Source organism: Phyllobacterium sp. TAF24 (genome assembly GCF_052113785.1).
Taxonomy (GTDB): domain Bacteria; phylum Pseudomonadota; class Alphaproteobacteria; order Rhizobiales; family Rhizobiaceae; genus Phyllobacterium.
Genome location: NZ_JBFRDN010000002.1, coordinates 112,896 through 130,783, shown reverse-complemented (window position 1 = coordinate 130,783; position 17,888 = coordinate 112,896). Strand labels below are relative to the sequence as shown.

The 17,888-nt window shown below is 55.4% G+C and carries 18 protein-coding genes; 15 read left to right on the top strand and 3 right to left on the bottom strand.

All coding sequences use genetic code 11. The annotated features are described in order from the left end of the window. The 4 genes from AB4Y96_RS02425 to rlmH all read left to right on the top strand — a co-directional run bounded on the left by AB4Y96_RS02425 (position 1) and on the right by rlmH (position 3,128). A complete protein-coding gene (locus tag AB4Y96_RS02425; protein ID WP_441915428.1) occupies positions 1 to 1,284 on the top strand; it encodes a glutamate-5-semialdehyde dehydrogenase in 1,284 nt (427 codons plus the stop codon). A gap of 56 nt (positions 1,285 to 1,340) precedes the next feature. After that, positions 1,341 to 1,937 (top strand): nicotinate-nucleotide adenylyltransferase, encoded by a 597-nt coding sequence (locus AB4Y96_RS02420; protein WP_441915671.1) that lies wholly within the window; start codon positions 1,341 to 1,343, stop codon positions 1,935 to 1,937. A 149-nt stretch (positions 1,938 to 2,086) separates the two neighbouring features. Further along, positions 2,087 to 2,470 (top strand): ribosome silencing factor, encoded by a 384-nt coding sequence (rsfS, locus tag AB4Y96_RS02415; RefSeq protein ID WP_244518256.1) that lies wholly within the window; start codon positions 2,087 to 2,089, stop codon positions 2,468 to 2,470. Positions 2,471 to 2,645: 175 nt separating this feature from the next. Beyond that, on the top strand, positions 2,646 to 3,128 hold the full coding sequence (gene rlmH / locus AB4Y96_RS02410; RefSeq protein WP_091879708.1) for a 23S rRNA (pseudouridine(1915)-N(3))-methyltransferase RlmH: 483 nt from the start codon (positions 2,646 to 2,648) through the stop codon (positions 3,126 to 3,128). 53 nt (positions 3,129 to 3,181) lie between these two features. Here the strand turns inward: rlmH and AB4Y96_RS02405 are convergent, their stop codons facing one another. Both AB4Y96_RS02405 and AB4Y96_RS02400 read right to left on the bottom strand, forming a co-directional pair. Next, complete coding sequence (locus AB4Y96_RS02405) at positions 3,182 to 3,559, bottom strand: DUF3011 domain-containing protein (protein ID WP_091879709.1); 378 nt, start codon at positions 3,557 to 3,559, stop codon at positions 3,182 to 3,184. Between the two features lie 115 nt (positions 3,560 to 3,674). After that, on the bottom strand, positions 3,675 to 4,556 hold the full coding sequence (locus tag AB4Y96_RS02400) for a LysR family transcriptional regulator (protein WP_441915426.1): 882 nt from the start codon (positions 4,554 to 4,556) through the stop codon (positions 3,675 to 3,677). A gap of 132 nt (positions 4,557 to 4,688) precedes the next feature. Here AB4Y96_RS02400 and AB4Y96_RS02395 point away from each other — a divergent pair, with 132 nt between their 5' ends. After that, positions 4,689 to 6,185 carry a CoA-acylating methylmalonate-semialdehyde dehydrogenase gene (locus tag AB4Y96_RS02395; RefSeq protein ID WP_441915424.1) on the top strand — a complete coding sequence of 499 codons (1,497 nt, stop codon included), beginning with the start codon at positions 4,689 to 4,691 and terminating at the stop codon, positions 6,183 to 6,185. A gap of 66 nt (positions 6,186 to 6,251) precedes the next feature. Here the strand turns inward: AB4Y96_RS02395 and AB4Y96_RS02390 are convergent, their stop codons facing one another. Then, complete coding sequence (locus AB4Y96_RS02390) at positions 6,252 to 6,905, bottom strand: GntR family transcriptional regulator (protein ID WP_091879714.1); 654 nt, start codon at positions 6,903 to 6,905, stop codon at positions 6,252 to 6,254. Between the two features lie 81 nt (positions 6,906 to 6,986). On the opposite strand from AB4Y96_RS02390, the gene AB4Y96_RS02385 reads away from it, so the two are divergent. The 10 genes from AB4Y96_RS02385 to AB4Y96_RS02340 all read left to right on the top strand — a co-directional run bounded on the left by AB4Y96_RS02385 (position 6,987) and on the right by AB4Y96_RS02340 (position 17,812). Further along, complete coding sequence (locus AB4Y96_RS02385; RefSeq protein ID WP_182509288.1) at positions 6,987 to 7,880, top strand: dihydrodipicolinate synthase family protein; 894 nt, start codon at positions 6,987 to 6,989, stop codon at positions 7,878 to 7,880. A gap of 9 nt (positions 7,881 to 7,889) precedes the next feature. Continuing rightward, entirely contained in the window at positions 7,890 to 9,143 is a 1,254-nt protein-coding gene (locus AB4Y96_RS02380) for an NAD(P)/FAD-dependent oxidoreductase (RefSeq protein ID WP_441915422.1), read from the top strand. Positions 9,144 to 9,158: 15 nt separating this feature from the next. Further along, positions 9,159 to 10,160, top strand: a complete 1,002-nt coding sequence (locus AB4Y96_RS02375; RefSeq protein ID WP_441915420.1) for a 4-hydroxyproline epimerase — start codon at positions 9,159 to 9,161, stop codon at positions 10,158 to 10,160. 269 nt (positions 10,161 to 10,429) lie between these two features. Next, positions 10,430 to 11,338 (top strand): branched-chain amino acid ABC transporter permease, encoded by a 909-nt coding sequence (locus tag AB4Y96_RS02370; protein ID WP_091879721.1) that lies wholly within the window; start codon positions 10,430 to 10,432, stop codon positions 11,336 to 11,338. Positions 11,339 to 11,342: 4 nt separating this feature from the next. Beyond that, positions 11,343 to 12,767 carry a high-affinity branched-chain amino acid ABC transporter permease LivM gene (gene livM / locus AB4Y96_RS02365; RefSeq protein ID WP_441915418.1) on the top strand — a complete coding sequence of 475 codons (1,425 nt, stop codon included), beginning with the start codon at positions 11,343 to 11,345 and terminating at the stop codon, positions 12,765 to 12,767. After that, the gene (locus AB4Y96_RS02360; protein ID WP_441915416.1) at positions 12,767 to 14,113 is read left to right on the top strand and encodes an ATP-binding cassette domain-containing protein; all 1,347 of its coding nucleotides are present in this window, start codon (positions 12,767 to 12,769) and stop codon (positions 14,111 to 14,113) included. Before livM ends, AB4Y96_RS02360 begins: the two co-directional genes overlap by 1 nt. Beyond that, positions 14,113 to 14,862 (top strand): ABC transporter ATP-binding protein, encoded by a 750-nt coding sequence (locus AB4Y96_RS02355; protein ID WP_091879726.1) that lies wholly within the window; start codon positions 14,113 to 14,115, stop codon positions 14,860 to 14,862. The genes AB4Y96_RS02360 and AB4Y96_RS02355 overlap by 1 nt, the downstream gene beginning before the upstream one ends. A 62-nt stretch (positions 14,863 to 14,924) precedes the next feature. Beyond that, positions 14,925 to 15,278 (top strand): DUF6867 family protein, encoded by a 354-nt coding sequence (locus AB4Y96_RS02350; RefSeq protein WP_091879727.1) that lies wholly within the window; start codon positions 14,925 to 14,927, stop codon positions 15,276 to 15,278. 127 nt (positions 15,279 to 15,405) lie between these two features. Beyond that, on the top strand, positions 15,406 to 16,521 hold the full coding sequence (locus AB4Y96_RS02345; protein ID WP_091879729.1) for a branched-chain amino acid ABC transporter substrate-binding protein: 1,116 nt from the start codon (positions 15,406 to 15,408) through the stop codon (positions 16,519 to 16,521). 175 nt (positions 16,522 to 16,696) lie between these two features. Beyond that, positions 16,697 to 17,812 carry a branched-chain amino acid ABC transporter substrate-binding protein gene (locus tag AB4Y96_RS02340; RefSeq protein ID WP_091880235.1) on the top strand — a complete coding sequence of 372 codons (1,116 nt, stop codon included), beginning with the start codon at positions 16,697 to 16,699 and terminating at the stop codon, positions 17,810 to 17,812. Positions 17,813 to 17,888: the final 76 nt, after the last annotated feature.

Genomic DNA, 17,888 nt, shown 5'->3' with positions numbered 1-17,888 from the left:
ATGCTGGGACGAGTCGAGTCGATTGACGACGTTGCTGAACTGATGGCCGGAATTGGCCGCAGAGCCCGTGCCGCTGCCCAGCCCCTGTCGATCGCATCGCCGGAACAGAAAATGACAGCGTTGATCGCCATGGCTGACGCCGTGGATCGCCATGCCGCAGAGATTTTGCAAGCCAACAGCCGGGATATGGCCAATGGCGAAAAAGCTGGGATGGCTGTTTCGCTGCTCGATCGGCTGAAACTCGATGCTGGCCGTGTTGCCTCGATTTCGGAAAGCATCCGAACGATTGCCGCGCTCAAAGACCCGGTTGGCGATATCATTGCCGAATGGGATCGGCCCAATGGCCTGCATATTGAGCGCGTGCGCACGCCGCTTGGCGTTATTGGTGTGATTTATGAAAGCCGCCCGAATGTGACCGCCGATGCGGGCGCGCTTTGCCTGAAATCCGGCAATGCCGTCATTCTGCGTGGCGGGTCCGATTCTGCCCACTCATCGCGTGCGATCCATACGGCATTGATCGAAGGTCTTGAGGCGGCGGGCCTGCCTAAAGATGCCATTCAGCTTGTTCCGGTGACAGACCGCGCTGCGGTTGGTGAAATGCTCAAAGGACTGGACGGAAATCTTGATGTGATTATTCCGCGTGGTGGCCGGAGCCTTGTCGCCCGTGTGCAAGCGGAAGCGCGGGTTCCGGTCTTTGCGCATCTGGAAGGGCTCTGCCACGTCTATGTCGACGCCTCTGCCGATCTTGAAATGGCGCGTCGGATTATCGTCAATGCCAAGATGCGCCGGACCGGCGTGTGCGGTTCGGCAGAGACCCTGCTTCTGGACCGGCTGATTGCGCCGGTGCGTCTTTTGCCATTGCTGGAGGATTTGCATCAGGCGGGCTGCGAGATCCGTGGGGATGAAGGCGTCGTCGCACTTTTTGCCGAAGCGAAACCTGCGAGCGAAGAAGACTGGTCGACAGAATATCTCGATGCCATTATCTCGGTGAAACTGGTTGATGGGATCGGTGATGCTATCGAGCATATCAACCGCTACTCATCGCACCACACGGAGGCTGTCATTGCCGAGGATGTGCATGTGGTCGAGCAATTCTTCAACGAAATCGACTCGGCGATCCTGTTACATAACGCTTCGACGCAATTTGCCGATGGCGGCGAATTTGGCATGGGTGCAGAAATCGGTATTGCTACCGGCAAGATGCATGCGCGTGGTCCGGTGGGGGTTGAGCAATTGACCTCGTTCAAATACCGCGTTCGCGGTAACGGCCAGATCCGCCCGTGACATCCATTGAGGCGTTACGTCACGATTTTCCGGGGGTGAGCGCTGCGCAATTGCGCATGCCCTTCGTTGAAAAGGGGATGACCGTCGGGTTATTTGGCGGGTCATTCAATCCACCCCATGCGGGCCATGCGCTGGTGGCGGAAATTTCATTGCGCCGGCTGCAGCTTGATCAGCTCTGGTGGATTGTTACGCCGGGTAATCCGCTGAAGGACCAACGCCATCTGGCACCACTGGCCGAACGGCTTAAACTGTGCGAACGTCAGGTGCATGATCCGCGCATCAAGGTGACTGCGTTCGAGGCTGCTTATAATGTTCGCTATACGGCCGATACGCTGGCCTTGATCAAGGCACGCAATCCGGGTGTCAATTTTGTCTGGATCATGGGCGCCGACAATCTTGCGGATTTTCACCGCTGGCAGCGCTGGCAGAAGATCGCCATGACATTCCCTATTGCCGTGATTGACCGTCCGGGTTCGACTTTGGCGTTCCTGTCATCGCGGATGGCCAAGACTTTCGACTATGCCCGTTTCGATGAGGAAGACGCACCGCTGCTGGCGCGGGCACCTGCACCAGCATGGACTTTCATCCATGGACCACGGTCTTCGCTGTCATCGACGGCGATACGTAACGGGGCGGCAAAACAGCAGGAATGAAATCGTGAACAAAGGTTCGGTCGTCACGTCTTGAAAGTGTCATGCGACTCTGCCTATCTTAACAACGTGCAGCACGATTAAAGGCTGCGGCGCGTTGTTCTTATTGGAAAGGAAATACACTGAGAACAGCAATTCAGAAGAAGGATGCCTTGGCACCTTCAACGGCGGAGATGAACGGTGAAACTTCCGTTTCTCTTGCCCTCCAGACAGTCCTTGCCAGTCTCGATGACTCCAAGGCTGAAAAAATTGTCCCCATCGATCTTCGTGGAAAATCTGTCATCGGCGACCATATGGTCATCGCATCAGGTCGTTCACACCGTCACGTAACGGCGGTGGCTGATCAGCTCCTGCGTGCCCTGAAGGAAAGCGGTCACAGCAATAATGCGAAGGTTGAGGGTCTTGCCAGCGGTGATTGGGTGCTGATCGACACGGGCGATATCATCATTCATATTTTCCGTCCTGAGGTGCGTGAGTTCTACAATCTTGAAAAGATGTGGCTTGCTCCCGAACTCGACGGGGAAACCGTACACTAGAACCGCGTGTGCCGTAACGGCACACGAAACCGCTCTGGTGTGAGAAAGTTCTGACGGATTGAAGCGTCCGGGCATCAAGCCATTTGTGGACGCTTTAAACGGCTTACTGGATCTGGACCGGTCATTGACCGGGGCGTTATAGTTTGCGCAGAGTGACGTAAGACTGGAGTGTGCCATGCGTATCACCGTTTTTGCCGTGGGCCGGATGAAATCTGGCCCCGAACGGGAACTGGCAGACCGCTATTTCGACCGGTTGAAAAAGACCGGTTCTCCACTCGGTCTTGAATTCAATACAGTTACGGAAATCACTGAAAGCCGCGCCCAGCAGCCGGAGCTGCGCAAGCAGGAAGAATCGGCGAAAGTGCTTGAAGCGCTTGATCAGGGCGGGGTTCTTGTCCTTCTCGACGAGCGTGGCAAAACCATGCCGTCAGAAGACTTCGCCAATGCCATAGCCCGTTTTCGCGATGATGGTAAACGGCAACTGCTTCTGGCGATTGGGGGGCCCGATGGTCATGATGCCTCGCTGCGGGCTCGTGCCGATCTTGTTTTGGCACTCGGTGCCATGACGTGGCCGCATCAGATCGTCCGTATTCTCGTGGCGGAGCAGCTGTACCGGGCGACGACTATTCTTTCAGGCCACCCTTATCACAGGGTCTAATGGAGTTTCGCCACCTCCATAGGAGATGGCGAAAACAAGATTGGTGATTTCGATCAATAATCGTCAGGCTGGTAATAACGATCATCGCCATAGTTGCGACGATCATCGCGGCGCGGATAGCGATCATCCCGCCGAGGACGATCATCCTGGTCACGCCAGCGCGGACGTCCGCCACTATCGGCAAAAACAGCACCGCAACCCTTGTCTACCCAAATCCTGCCGCGGCTAAAGCCCCAGCTCTGACCGGGAATGCAAGGCGAACCGGAAAGCTGCCTGATAATACGCGGCCGGCGCATATCAGCATCGCATTCATTGTAGCGGAACTTGCGTGATTCGCACCTTACGGCGCGTTCCTGTGCCTGGGCTTCAGGCACCGTTACGAACTGCATACCCCCCAGGGTAACAGCCAAAGCTAGTAAATATCGGTACATTTTCCCTCTCCGATATGATGACAACACATGTCGAACCTACATGTGTTCAAGGCGCAATTGTGGAGTTTGTTCCACGCCGGTCAATCACATTTCTACCGTTGCTTGTTATGCTTTGTCAGGTGAAGCGTCCAGTCTCACTGTTCACCAGATCGGAAATGAAGCTGGAGACGGCTGTGATGCGCCGGAGTGTGCGCACAGATTCATGATAGGCGAGCCAATAGGAGCGGTGAATGGTGCGTTCCGGCAGCACCGGCACAAGATCGGAATATTCCCGGGCAATGAATGTATGCAGGATACCGATCCCGGCACCCGCTTTAACAGCCTCGACCTGACCGATGGCGCTGGAAATTTCAAATGCGGGACGCCAGTCGCGGGTGATTTCCGGCGCATAATTAAGCGAGGGGCTGATGACGAGATCATCGACGTAACCAACCAATCGATGCTTTGCGAGATCTTCTATGTTTTGCGGTGCTGGGTGTTCTGCGAGATATGAACGGCTGGCATAAAGACAGAGTGTATAATCGACGAGCTTTTTCGCCACGAGACGACCCTGATCCGGCCGGTCAACGGTTATGGCAATATCCGCCTCGCGCCGCGACAATGAGAAAGAGCGGGGGACGGGAACGAGCTGGATTTTCAGGTCGGGATAGCGGGCAGTCAGGGTGGCGAGGCGCGGCGCAAGAAACGATACGCCGAAGCCATCAGGTGCTCCGATACGCACCGACCCTGAAATTGACACATCCGCATCGCCCAAGGAGGAGCGGATCGCCAGCATTTCGGCTTCCATACGCTCCGCAGACAGAAGAAATTCCTCTCCCGCATGGGTCAATTCGCAGCCATTGGTACGGCGGGTCAGAAGCTTGGTGTTTATGTCATTCTCAAGCGCGGTCAGGCGGCGTGCGACTGTCGCATGATTGACGCCAAGTCGCTTGGCTGCTCCCAGTATTTGCCCCGAGCGCGCCACACTCAGAAAAACCCGTACATCGTCCCAGTTCATGAATGAGCCTCCTCATGCAGTGGTACTTCAATTTTTGCACAACGGATACGCTTTTGCTCGGCTTGCAATAAAAATTTTGAAGCGCGATGATAGGGTAACGAAATTCAATCAATCATAGGGAGGTTGCTCGCAATGCGTGAAGTTGGACATTTTATCGGTGGCAAGCATGTTGCCGGAACAAGCGGTCGCACGACCGAGATTTTCCAGCCAATGGACGGCACCGTGCAGGGCCGTGTCGCATTGGCAACACCTGGTGAAGTGCGCGCCGCCATTGCCAATGCCAAGGCAGCGCAGCCTGCATGGGCTGCCACCAATCCGCAGCGCCGCGCGCGCGTTTTGCGCAAGTTCCTTGATCTCGTGGAAGCTGAATATGATTCCCTTGCAGAACTTCTGGCGCGCGAGCATGGCAAGACCATTCCTGATGCCAAGGGCGATATTCAGCGCGGTCTGGAAGTGGTCGAGGTTTGCCTGGGTTCAGCCCATATGCTCAAGGGTGAATTCACCGACAATGCGGGCACAGGCATCGATGTTTACTCCATGCGCCAGCCACTTGGCGTTGTCGCCGGTATCACGCCGTTCAACTTCCCAGCGATGATTCCGCTGTGGAAGGCCGGTCCAGCGATTGCTTCGGGCAACGCCTTCATCCTGAAGCCTTCCGAACGCGATCCGGGCGTGCCGATGCGTCTGGCCGAACTCTTCATTGAGGCCGGTTTGCCAGCAGGTATCTTCAATGTCATCAATGGCGACAAGGAAGCCGTCGACACCATTCTTGATGATCCTGATATCAAGGCTGTTGGCTTTGTTGGTTCAACGCCGATTGCCCAATACATTTATTCGCGTGCGACGGCCAACGGCAAGCGCGCCCAGTGTTTCGGCGGTGCCAAGAACCACATGATCATCATGCCTGATGCGGATATGGACCAGACGGTCGACGCACTCATCGGTGCCGGTTACGGTTCGGCTGGCGAACGCTGCATGGCGATTTCCGTTGCCGTCCCTGTTGGCAAAGATACGGCAGATCGTCTCGTTGAGCGTCTTATTCCGCGCGTCGAAAGCCTGAAGGTTGGTCCATCGACCGATATGACCGCGGATTACGGTCCTGTTGTCACGCAGCAGGCACTTGATCGCATCAAGGGCTATGTGGATCTCGGTATCAAGGAAGGCGCCAAGCTTGTTGTTGATGGTCGTGGCTTCAAGATGCAGGGCTATGAAAACGGCTACTATATGGGTGGCTGCCTGTTCGACCACGTTACGCCCGATATGCGCATCTACAAGGAAGAAATCTTTGGACCGGTTCTCGGCATTGTCCGCGCCGATACCTATGAAGATGCGATCCGCCTGCCGAACGAACACGAATATGGCAATGGCGTTGCGATCTTTACCCGTGACGGCGACGCCGCCCGTGACTTCGCCTCGCGTGTACAGGTCGGCATGGTCGGCATCAATGTGCCAATCCCGGTTCCGATTGCTTACTACACATTTGGCGGTTGGAAGGGTTCCGGCTTTGGTGATCTGAACCAACACGGTCCCGATGCTTTCCGCTTCTACACCAAGACCAAGACTGTCACCTCGCGTTGGCCGTCAGGCGTCAAGGATGGTGCTGAGTTCGTTATTCCGACGATGAAATAAGTCACTTTGTGACTTGATCAAATCACCGCCCGGTTCATAACCGGGCGGTTTTTGTTTGACCCTGACTTATGGAGCCAATGTCCTGAGATAACCAATCAAGCGGCTTGCCTCATCGGCAGCCTTATCCGGTTCGCGGGTGATGATTGCGTGGATGAGAGCCGTGTGCGCGCCTGCCGATTGCTCCAGACTTCCGGGTCGCTGCAGGCGGAACCAGAAGCGGCGGCTATGGGTTTGCAGCGGGGAGGCGAGGCGGGCGGCGTAAGGATTTTCCGCAGCCTGTCCCAATACCGTATCGAAAATCTTGTCGGCGTTGAGAAAGCCAATCACATCATTACCGCTTCGAGCAGCCGTCATCGCATCGGCCGCCGCCTTAAGCCGCTCGTAATGCAGGGCTGCGCCATAGAGCGCGGCACCCCGTGCAAGAACCCGCTCCACACCCTCGCGGACATCGAGAACCTTGGCGAAATCCTGCGGATTAAGCGCTGAAATGGCGATACCCGAGCGCGGGCGAATTTCCATCAGGCCTTCCCAAGCCAGTTTCTGCACGGCCTCGCGCACGGGCGTGCGGCCCATATTGGTCATATCCGTCAGGGTTCGTTCATTGACGATCGCTCCCGGCTCCAGCTTCAACGTCACGATCATCTCCTCAATCTGGCGATAGGCCAGATCGGCAAGACTCTCTCCTGTTTGGGCAATGGAGTGGGCGGTGGTTTGATCCATCAGACAAACTTTCTATTCAAGGCAATTGACAGCCACACGCTCTACAGATATATTTCTGATATATCAAGAAGGAGAAGAGACATGTGGTCAGGCGTTTTCCCTGCTGTTACAACCAAATTCACAGATGATGATAAACTCGATCACAAGGAAATGGAACGTTGCTTCTCTCTCCTGATGGATGCGGGTTGCGATGGCCTGATCGTTGCAGGCTCGCTGGGCGAAGGCCCGATGCTGAGCCATGACGAAAAGCTTGAAGTGCTGAAGACCGCGCAAAACGTCGCCAAGGGCAAGCCCGTTCTTCTGACCATCAATGAAGCTGCGACACGCGATGGCGCTGCGCTGGCCAAGCGGGCCGCCAAGGCCGGTGCCGATGGGCTGATGCTGGTTCCAAGCCCGATTTATCATACCGATCCGGAAGAAACCGTCACGACCCTCAAGGCTGTTGCAGCCGCCGGTGATCTGCCTGTGATGATCTATTCCAACCGCATTGCTTACCGCGTCGACATCACCAGCGAAATTCTGGCCGAGCTTGCATCGGACAAGCATTTCGTGGCGATCAAGGAATCATCGGACGATGTGCGCCGCACGAGCGATATCATCAACACATTCGGTACGCGTTTTGATCTCTTTACCGGCGTTGACAATCTTGCTTTCGAAGCGCTGACAACCGGTGCCATCGGCTGGGTTGCCGGGCTCGTTACCGCATTTCCAAAGGAAACGGTTGCGATCTATAAGCTCATTGGTGCAGGCCGCTATGCGGAAGCGCTTGAGATTTATCGCTGGTTCCGCCCCTTGCTCGACCTTGATGTCTCCACCTATCTTGTGCAGAACATCAAATTGGCGGAAGTCCATGAAATTGGAACCAATGATCGTGTGCGCCTGCCGCGCCAGCCACTGCGCGGTGAACGCCGGGCGGCTGTCGACAAGATCGTCAAGGATGCGATCGCATCACGGCCAAAACTGCCTGTTCTCTGAGATCAGGCAATGAGCGCCCGCTGGGACAAGCAGGATATTGTCATTATCGGTGCCGGCATTGTCGGCATCGCTATCGCGGCTTTTCTTGGTGAAGCCGGACGCAAGGTTCTGGTGATTGACCGACAGGGCATTTGCGAAGGTACAAGCTCCGGCAATGCCGGGGCGCTTGCCTTCTCCGACATTCTGCCTATGGCCTCGAAAGGGGTCATGGGCAAGGTTCCGGGCTGGTTGATGGACCCGCTCGGGCCTTTCACCATCCGGCCTTCCTATTTGCCGAAGCTGGCGCCGTGGCTCTACCGGTTCTGGCGCGCCAGCCGTCCCGATGTATTGGAGCGAACAACCATAGCTCAGGGCGCAATGATGCGTCTTGCCGAACCTGAGATGCTTGGGTTGATGCAGCGTGCCGGTATACGGCATATGGTACGCGAAGACGGTTCGCTTGAACTCTACGAGAGCGAGCACGAACTTAATCTGTCATTGCCCGGCTGGGCTGCGCGCGACAAAGCTGGAATAGCGTTCGAACATCTGCGTGGCGAGGCATTGGCTGAATCCCAGCCGGGCCTGTCGCCACGCTTTGTTGCGGGAACCTTCGTTCCCGGATGGAAAACAGTCAGTGATCCCCAGCATGTTGGCAAAGGCCTGTGGGCCTATGCGGAAAAACTTGGCGCGCGGTTCGAACGCGCCGATGTCGTTTCAGTTGCAGCTGATAATGCTGGCGGGACAGTCAAGCTTGCAGATGGGCGGATCATCGAAGCGGACAAGCTTATTATTGCTGCGGGTGCCTGGTCGCACCGCTTGGCAAGGCATCTGGGCGATTATATCCCGCTTGATACGGAGCGTGGCTACAACACGACCCTGCCAACGGGTGCGATAGACGTCAAATGCCAGTTGATTTTTTCCGGCCATGGCTTTGTTGTGACGCCGCTCGAAACCGGTGTGCGCGTTGGCGGTGCGGTGGAATTGGGCGGACTGGACCTGCCACCCAACTACAAGCGCTCGGAAGTCATGTTGCAAAAAGCCAAAACCTTCTTGCCCGATCTTGATATCTCTGGCGGTCGCCAGTGGATGGGATATCGTCCGTCCATGCCCGATTCCCTGCCGGTGATTGGCTACGCAAAACGAAGCAAGAATATTCTCTATGCCTTTGGTCACGGTCATCTGGGATTGACCCAGTCCGCTGCCACGGGCCGCCTCATTTGTGATCTGGTCGAGGGCCGCACACCCGCTATCCCGATCGATCCGTTTTACCCGCAACGCTTTTAGGACTTCGAGAATATCATGGCGCGTCATTCTTTCTTTTGTGTCGATGGTCACACCTGCGGCAACCCGGTCCGCCTCGTGGCGGGTGGAGGGCCAAACCTGACCGGTTCAAACATGATGGAAAAGCGCGCGCATTTCCTGCGTGAATTCGACTGGATTCGCACGGGTCTGATGTTTGAGCCGCGCGGACATGACATGATGTCCGGCTCAATCCTTTATCCGCCAACCCGCGATGATTGCGACGTGGCGGTGCTGTTCATCGAAACATCGGGCTGTCTGCCCATGTGCGGGCATGGCACCATCGGTACCGTGACGATGGCCATCGAACACGGGTTGATCACGCCGAAAACGCCGGGCATGCTGCGGCTTGATACACCTGCCGGTCTGGTGGTCGCCGAATACACGCAGGAAGGCGAATATGTCACCGGCGTGCGCATCACCAATGTTCCGGCCTTTCTATATGCAGAAGGCCTCGAAGTTGAATGCCCTGATCTTGGAACGCTGCATGTGGACGTTGCCTATGGCGGCAACTTCTATGCGATTGTCGATCCGCAGAAAAACTTCCGCGATATGGCGGATTATCGCGCGCTTGATCTCATTGGCTGGAGCCCAGTCCTGCGCGAGCGGTTGAACGAACGCTATTCGTTCCAGCATCCGGAAAAACCAGATATCAACAAGCTCAGTCACATTTTGTGGACCGGTGCGCCGACCAAGCCGGAAGCGCATGCGCGCAATGCGGTATTCTACGGCGACAAGGCGATTGACCGTTCACCCTGCGGAACCGGCACATCAGCCCGTATGGCGCAACTGGCGGCAAAAGGAAAATTGAAGCCCGGTGATGACTTCGTGCACGAATCAATCATCGGATCTCTGTTCCACGGCCGCGTCGAGGCGGCGACAAATGTGGGCGAACGGCAGGCAATCATACCGTCGGTTGCGGGCTGGGCACGGATGACCGGTTACAACACGATCTTCATTGATGATCGCGATCCCTTCGCTCACGGATTTGTGGTCAAGTGAGGTTGGCCAGACCCATCAGGACAATAAGGCGGGGATAGGTAATTCCGTTAAATATGAGGCATCTGCCATAAGTTTCGTCAATGATCGATGAAAATTTGGTGAAAAATTTCGCACAGAGTGTGCCAGCAAATGTGAAGCCGCTGTTTGCAGTAAAAAAGCTGTTGCTTTCTTTAACGCAGACGTTACGTGTAAAGAAGTTGGGGTAAATGGGAACCGGATAAAAAAACCGGATAAGAAACTTCCCAATGAAAATGAGGGGTATCGTTGCGATGGAGTACTTCATCCAGCAAGCGATCAACGGTCTGACACTAGGTTCAATCTACGGCCTAATCGCAATCGGCTACACGATGGTCTACGGGATCATCGGCATGATCAACTTCGCCCATGGCGATGTTTTCATGCTTGGCGCGTTTATGGCGATGATCGTTTTTCTTGCTTTAACCACTTTTATTGGCGGTGTGCCTGTTGTGCTTGCACTGCTCCTGATGATGCTTGTCGCCATGCTGCTGACAGGGCTTTGGAGCTGGACAATCGAACGTCTGGCATACCGGCCATTGCGCGGCTCGTTCCGCCTCGCGCCGTTGATCACGGCGATCGGCATGTCGATTGCCCTGTCAAATTTCGTGCAGGTCACACAGGGTCCGCGCAACAAGCCGATTCCTCCGCTCGTTAATGGCGGCATTACCATCTACGGAACAGGCATCACCATCGCCTACAAGCAGATGGTCATCGTCGTGGTAACCGCAATCCTGCTTGCCGCATTCTGGTATCTCGTCAACCGCACCACGCTTGGCCGTGCACAGCGTTCCTGTGAGCAGGACCGCAAGATGGCAGCGCTGCTCGGCATCGATGTGGACAAGACGATCTCCATGACCTTCGTCATGGGCGCCATGCTCGCAGCTGTCGCTGGAACGCTCTACCTCATGTTCTACGGCGTTATCTCCTTCACCGATGGTTTTACACCCGGCGTCAAGGCGTTTACGGCTGCGGTGCTCGGCGGTATCGGCTCATTGCCCGGCGCTGTCGTGGGTGGATTGCTGATCGGATTGATCGAGGCGCTGTGGTCCGCTTATTTCTCCATTGATTACAAGGACGTGGCTGCTTTCTCCATCCTTGCAATCGTCCTGATCTTCCTGCCCTCCGGCATTCTTGGTCGGCCCGAAGTCGAAAAGGTTTAAGCTTATGGCTGATATCCAAGCTTCAGGACAGGATTCCGTCTACCTCAAGGCCACCAAAGAGGCGGTTTTCGCCGGGTTGATCGCCTTCGGTCTGTTCTTCCTCGTTGTCGGTTTCCGCACCGACCAGAACATCAACAATGAGCTTGTCCTTGTTCAGCGCTGGGGCCTGCTGGCGATCTTCGTAGCCGTGGCTGCGATTGGCCGCTTTATTTTCGCAGCTTTCATCACGCCCTCACGGGAACGGGCAAAGCTGGCGAAATCAAAAGTGTCTGCCGCTGCCAAAGCTGACCGTCGCTCGCTCAAGGCAACGGTCTCACGCTTTGGCTTGGCTTTGCTGTTCATCTATCCGTTTCTGGTGATCCTTATCCTCGCGTTGATCAATTTTGCAGCGACGGGACAATGGGCGTTCCAGAGTGGTGTGCAGGGCTCGCTAAAATATGTCGATAATTTCGGCATCCAGATTCTGATCTATGTGATGTTGGCGTGGGGTCTCAATATCGTTGTGGGCCTCGCCGGTCTGCTCGATCTTGGTTATGTCGCCTTCTATGCCGTGGGTGCCTATTCCTACGCTTTGCTCTCCACGCATTTCGGCCTTTCTTTCTGGCTGCTATTGCCAATGGCCGGTATTTTTGCCGCCATGTGGGGTATTGTTCTTGGCTTCCCCGTGCTGCGGCTACGCGGCGACTATCTGGCCATCGTCACGTTGGCTTTCGGTGAAATCATCCGGCTGGTGCTGATCAACTGGACCGTGGTGACCAAGGGCACATTCGGTGTATCCGGCATTGCCAAGGCCACGCTGTTTGGTATTCCTTTCACAACTGGACCCACCGGTTTTGCCGCGACCTTCGGGCTGCCGAACTCCGGCGTCTACTACAAAATCTTCCTCTATTACCTCATCCTGTTCCTTGCGCTGCTGACAGCCTGGGTAACGATCCGTCTGCGCCGTATGCCGATCGGCCGTGCTTGGGAAGCCTTGCGTGAAGACGAAATTGCCTGCCGTTCGCTCGGCATCAATACGACAACGACGAAGCTCACGGCTTTTGCCACGGGTGCAATGTTCGGTGGTTTTGCCGGATCGTTCTTCGCTGCCCGTCAGGGCTTCGTCAGCCCCGAATCCTTCGTGTTCCTTGAATCGGCAATCATTCTTGCCATCGTGGTGCTTGGCGGTATGGGCTCGCTCATCGGTATTGCCATCGCTGCGGCTGTGATGATCGGCGGCACAGAGCTGTTGCGCGAACTGGAATTCCTCAAGCTGATCTTTGGCAATGACTTTACGCCGGAGCTCTATCGTATGCTGTTGTTCGGTCTCGCCATGATTGTGGTCATGGTGTGGAAGCCACGCGGGTTTGTCGGCAATCGAGAACCGAGCGCCTTTCTGCATGAACGTAAGATGATCTCCAGCGAGTTTACGAAAGAAGGGCACGGCTGATGGTTTCGGAAGTGCGTAACAATCCCAATGCCGTGCTGCGCGTTGAGCATCTCTCGATGAAGTTTGGTGGCCTCGTTGCCATCAATGATTTGAACTTTGAAGCCAAACGCGGGGACATTACTGCCCTGATCGGCCCGAACGGTGCGGGGAAGACCACGGTCTTCAATTGCATCACCGGTTTCTACAAGCCGACTGAGGGCATGTTGACCATGACCCGCGACAATGGCGAAACATATCTTCTGGAGCGCATGAGCGATTTCGTCATCACCAAGAAGGCGAAGGTGGCGCGTACGTTCCAGAATATCCGGTTGTTCTCGGGTTTGACGGTTCTGGAAAATCTTCTGGTTGCCCAGCACAATCCGCTGATGTTGTCATCGGGCTATACGATCCTCGGTCTTCTCGGCTTTCCGACCTATAAGAAGGCCGCTGCGGATGCGATCGAAAAGGCTCGCTTCTGGCTGGAAAAGATCAATCTGGTTGACCGCGCCGATGATCCTGCGGGCGATCTGCCCTATGGTGCGCAGCGGCGTCTCGAGATTGCCCGTGCCATGTGTACCGATCCCGAGCTTCTCTGCCTGGATGAACCTGCAGCGGGCCTCAATGCGCGTGAATCGGCGGAGCTTAATCAGCTCCTGCTGAATATCCGCAAAGAGACCGGAACATCCATCATCCTGATCGAGCACGACATGTCGGTGGTGATGGAAATCTCCGATCATGTCATCGTTCTGGAGTATGGCACCAAGATTTCCGACGGTACGCCTGAAACGGTAAAGAACGATCCGAAGGTTATTGCGGCTTATCTCGGTGTCGAGGACGAAGAGGTCGTCGAACTGATTGAGCACGCCGCGGCAACCGGCAGTGATGACATCACGGCAGCGGTTGATCTGTTGTCGACCGAAGCCATCCACGAAATCGAAGTGACCCATGCGGAACCATCCGCTGCGCCGCTCATATCCACGCCTGCAACGAAAGCGGCAAAGGCAGCGCCAGCCAAACCGGCCACTGCCAAAGCACCTGCGAAAGCAAAGACGGTTGCGAAGCCTGTTGATCCAGCCATCAAGGCGGGAGCAACATCCAATGCACTCACCGCGCCGCGCGGTGGCAAGCCGGACAGTCTGATTGTGATCAAAGGGATTGGTCCGGTTAACGAGCGTAAGCTCAACGAACATGGTATTTTCCACTTCGACCAGATTGCCGCGTGGAAGAAAGCCGATGTGATCGCGGCCGAAGCCTATCTTGCCTTTGACGGGCGTATCGCACGCGAAGACTGGATCGGCCAGGCCAAGAAGCTTGCTAAAGAAAGCCAGATTAAACCGGCTGCGAAAAAGACCGGAGGGGCTAAGTAATGTCGCAAACACAACCTCTTCCGAAGAGCGGAGCCCTTCTCAGTATCGAGAATGTTGAAACTTATTACGGCAATATCCGTGCGCTCAGCGGTGTCAGCGTCCATGCGGATGCGGGAGAAATCGTCACGCTGATCGGCGCCAATGGTGCCGGCAAGTCGACGCTGATGATGACCATTTTCGGCATGCCGCGTGCCCGCACCGGCCGTGTGATGTTCGACGGCAGGGATATTACGCAAATGCCGACGCATGAGATCGCGCGCTTGCGTATTGCCCAGTCGCCGGAAGGCCGCCGTATTTTCCCGCGCATGACCGTGCAGGAAAACCTGCAGATGGGTGCCAGCCTCGATAATCTGGAATTTTATGACGAGGACGTGCGCAAGGTCTTTGAGCTGTTTCCGCGATTGAAGGAGCGTATCAATCAGCGTGGCGGCACCTTGTCGGGCGGTGAGCAGCAGATGCTGGCCATTGGCCGGGCATTGATGGCGCGCCCGCGTTTGCTCCTGCTGGACGAACCATCGCTTGGCCTTGCGCCTTTGATCATCAAGCATATTTTCGAGGCGATCAAGGAATTGAACAGGTCGACGGGTCTCACCGTGTTTCTGGTTGAGCAGAACGCCTTCGGCGCGTTGAAGCTGGCGGACCGCGGCTATGTGATGGTCAATGGCATCGTGACGATGAGTGGATCGAGCAAAGACCTTCTCGCCAATCCGGAAGTGCGCGCAGCCTATCTTGAAGGCGGACGTCACTAACAAGAATAGGACCGGCTTTCCAGCGGGTCTGGGAAGTCCGGTGCTGCAAGGGGAACATTGCCATGCAAGGCATTCTGTACGAAGAATCCTCACTCTGGCTGTTTGTGCTGGTGACCTGCCTCATGGGGGGCTGGGCCGCATGGATGGCGGGACGGGCGTGCGCCAAGACGTGGCGCTCCTACACGATACTGATTTTCTACATGCTGCTTCTGGGCGTTGCCGTACGCTTCATCCATTTTGCCCTGTTTGAGGGCACAATGGTGACACTGCACTATTACGTCATCGATACCATCGTGCTGATTATCATCGGCACATTGGGCTATCGCTACACCCGTACAAACCAGATGGTTCAGCAATATCATTGGCTCTATGAAAAAGTTTCTCCCTTCTCATTCAAGGACAGAACAGGGGTCTAATCAATCTCGCTGACGCGAAATGAATCAGCGTGACAACCGCCGGAAAATCGGCAAATGTGGTCTTCAAGCGATGGGAAAATCCTATCGTTAGGGGTTTCGTAAGTACCTAGAAAATGGGAGTTTTCAAATGAAGAAGTCACTGTTCTCGAGTGTTGCCGTTGCAGCAATGCTCGCTTTGGGCGGTCATGCCTATGCTGATCTTCTGGTCGGTATCGGCGCTCCGTTGACCGGCCCGAACGCCGCTTATGGCGCGCAGATTCAGAAGGGTGCAGAAGCAGCTGCAGAAGTCGTAAACGCTGCTGGTGGCGTTAATGGCGAAAAGATCAAATTCGTTCTCGGCGACGACGTTTCCGATGCCAAGCAGGGTGTTTCCGTTGCCAACAAGTTCGCAGCCGACGGCGTCAAGTTCGTTATTGGTCACTTCAACTCCGGTGTTTCCATTCCTGCATCAGAAGTCTATGCGGAAAACGGCATCGTTGAAGTAACCCCTGCTGCAACCAATCCTGTTTTCACCGAACGCGGCCTGTGGAACACATTCCGCACATGCGGTCGTGACGATCAGCAGGGTGCCATTGCCGGTGCCTATATTGCCGAGCATTTCAAAGACGCGAAGATCGCCGTTATTCACGACAAGACGCCTTATGGTCAGGGTCTTGCCGATGAAACCAAGAAGGCGATTGAAGCAAAGGGCCTGAAGCCAGTCCTTTATGAAGGCGTCAATGTTGGCGACAAGGATTTCTCGGCACTCATCGCCAAGGCGAAACAGGCCGGTGTTACCGTTCTTTATTGGGGTGGCCTGCACACCGAAGCTGGTCTGATTATCCGCCAGCTGGCTGATCAGGGTCTCAAGGTCAAGTTCATCTCGGGCGATGGCATTGTAACCAACGAGCTTGCCGCGATTGCCGGTGACGCCGTTGTCGGTACACTGAATACGTTCGGTCCCGATCCACGCACCAACCCAGCCAATAAGGAACTGGTTGATAAGTTCCGTAAGGCCGGTTTCGAGCCTGAAGCCTACACGCTTTATTCCTATGCGGCCCTGCAGTCTATCGTTGGAGCGGCAACCGCTGCAAAGTCGAATGATCCTCAGGCCGTTGCCAAGGCTCTGAAGGAAAAAGGCCCGTTCAAGTCGGTTCTGGGCGATATTTCCTTCGACGAGAAGGGCGATCCAAAGCTTCCAGGCTACGTTATGTATGAATGGAAGAAGGACAAGGACGGCAAGTACACTTACGTTCAGCAGTAAGCCTTTCCGATCTCTAGATAGATGCGAAATGCCCGGCCCTTGTGCCGGGCATTTTGTTTTGGACATTTGAGTTCGCTGTGCGCACTATGTGTCGTGTGCAACGCAATAAATGTTGCGCATTGAAGATTTTGCCTTCTCTTTTGATGTTATTTTCAGGCGCAGGGGGAGCCGTTGCATGAAATCATTGTCACTACAGGGCGTTGCGGTCGCTATTACGCTTATGCTGGCCAGTCAGGCGCATGCGGACATTCTGGTCGGCATTGGTGCGCCACTGACCGGTCCTAATGCGGCTTTTGGCGCACAGATGCGCAAGGGTGCCGAGATGGCATTCGAGGAGATCAATGCTGCTGGAGGCATTAATGGTGAAAAGGTCACTCTAACCTTTGGCGATGACGCATCCGATCCGAAGCAGGGCGTTTCCATTGCCAATAAATTTGCGGCGGATGGCGTCAAATTTGTCATTGGGCATTACAATTCCGGCGTATCCATTCCCGCTTCGGATGTTTATGCCGAGAACGGCATTCTTCAGGTAACGCCCGCTTCGACCAATCCCAACTTCACCGAGCGCGGACTGTGGAATGCTTTCCGCATCTGTGGGCGCGACGATCAACAGGGTGTGGTGGCTGGTGCCTATATTGCCGAGCATTTCAAGGATGCCAAAGTCGCCATTGTTCACGACAAGACACCCTATGGCGAAGGACTTGCCAATGAAACGAAGAAGGCCCTCAACGCCCATGGCATGACGGAGGTCCTGTTCGAGGGCGTGCATGCGGGCGACAAGGACTATTCGGCTCTTGTTTCCAAGGCGAAGGAAAATGGTGTTACCTTGCTCTATTGGGGCGGTCTGCATACGGAGGCCGGACTGATTATCCGGCAACTCGCCGATCAGGGCCTGAAAGTGCAGTTCATGTCGGGTGCCGCCATCGTCTCCAATGAATTGGCAGCAATTGCCGGTGATGCCATTGCAGGCACACTGAATACCTTCGGCCCTGATCCGCGCAACAATCCTGCCAATGATGAACTGGTCAAGAAATTCCGTGCGACAGGCTTCGAACCTGAGGCCTTTACGCTCTACACCTATGGTGCGGCGCAGGCGATTGCCGCAGCCGCTACGGCAGTCAAATCAAACGATCCGGAAGCAGTCGCCAAGGCGCTGAAAGCCAATGGTCCCTTCAAGACCGTTCTGGGTGATCTCGCCTTTGACGAGAAGGGGGACCCGAAGTTTCCCGGCTATGTAATGTATGAATGGAAAAAGGGGCCGGATGGCAAGTACACTTACTTCCAGCAATGAGTTTTCGCCTCGACACAATCAGTGAAATAGCTGTCCAAATGTGGGGCATTTTGCCGTTGGACATTTCACTATCTTG

Bases quoted from the DNA above. Each gene is read 5' to 3' on its own strand.
- AB4Y96_RS02405 (WP_091879709.1), bottom strand. From the start codon at position 3,559: ATGTACCGATATTTACTAGCTTTGGCTGTTACCCTGGGGGGTATGCAG.
- AB4Y96_RS02375 (WP_441915420.1), top strand. From the start codon at position 9,159: ATGGCGCGTCATTCTTTCTTTTGTGTCGATGGTCACACCTGCGGCAAC.
- AB4Y96_RS02370 (WP_091879721.1), top strand. From the start codon at position 10,430: ATGGAGTACTTCATCCAGCAAGCGATCAACGGTCTGACACTAGGTTCA.
- AB4Y96_RS02400 (WP_441915426.1), bottom strand. From the start codon at position 4,556: ATGAACTGGGACGATGTACGGGTTTTTCTGAGTGTGGCGCGCTCGGGG.
- AB4Y96_RS02355 (WP_091879726.1), top strand. From the start codon at position 14,113: ATGTCGCAAACACAACCTCTTCCGAAGAGCGGAGCCCTTCTCAGTATC.
- AB4Y96_RS02345 (WP_091879729.1), top strand. From the start codon at position 15,406: ATGAAGAAGTCACTGTTCTCGAGTGTTGCCGTTGCAGCAATGCTCGCT.
- AB4Y96_RS02350 (WP_091879727.1), top strand. From the start codon at position 14,925: ATGCAAGGCATTCTGTACGAAGAATCCTCACTCTGGCTGTTTGTGCTG.
- AB4Y96_RS02360 (WP_441915416.1), top strand. From the start codon at position 12,767: ATGGTTTCGGAAGTGCGTAACAATCCCAATGCCGTGCTGCGCGTTGAG.
- AB4Y96_RS02340 (WP_091880235.1), top strand. From the start codon at position 16,697: ATGAAATCATTGTCACTACAGGGCGTTGCGGTCGCTATTACGCTTATG.
- AB4Y96_RS02385 (WP_182509288.1), top strand. From the start codon at position 6,987: ATGTGGTCAGGCGTTTTCCCTGCTGTTACAACCAAATTCACAGATGAT.
- AB4Y96_RS02390 (WP_091879714.1), bottom strand. From the start codon at position 6,905: ATGGATCAAACCACCGCCCACTCCATTGCCCAAACAGGAGAGAGTCTT.
- AB4Y96_RS02395 (WP_441915424.1), top strand. From the start codon at position 4,689: ATGCGTGAAGTTGGACATTTTATCGGTGGCAAGCATGTTGCCGGAACA.
- rlmH (WP_091879708.1), top strand. From the start codon at position 2,646: ATGCGTATCACCGTTTTTGCCGTGGGCCGGATGAAATCTGGCCCCGAA.
- AB4Y96_RS02380 (WP_441915422.1), top strand. From the start codon at position 7,890: ATGAGCGCCCGCTGGGACAAGCAGGATATTGTCATTATCGGTGCCGGC.
- livM (WP_441915418.1), top strand. From the start codon at position 11,343: ATGGCTGATATCCAAGCTTCAGGACAGGATTCCGTCTACCTCAAGGCC.
- AB4Y96_RS02425 (WP_441915428.1), top strand. From the start codon at position 1: ATGCTGGGACGAGTCGAGTCGATTGACGACGTTGCTGAACTGATGGCC.
- AB4Y96_RS02420 (WP_441915671.1), top strand. From the start codon at position 1,341: ATGCCCTTCGTTGAAAAGGGGATGACCGTCGGGTTATTTGGCGGGTCA.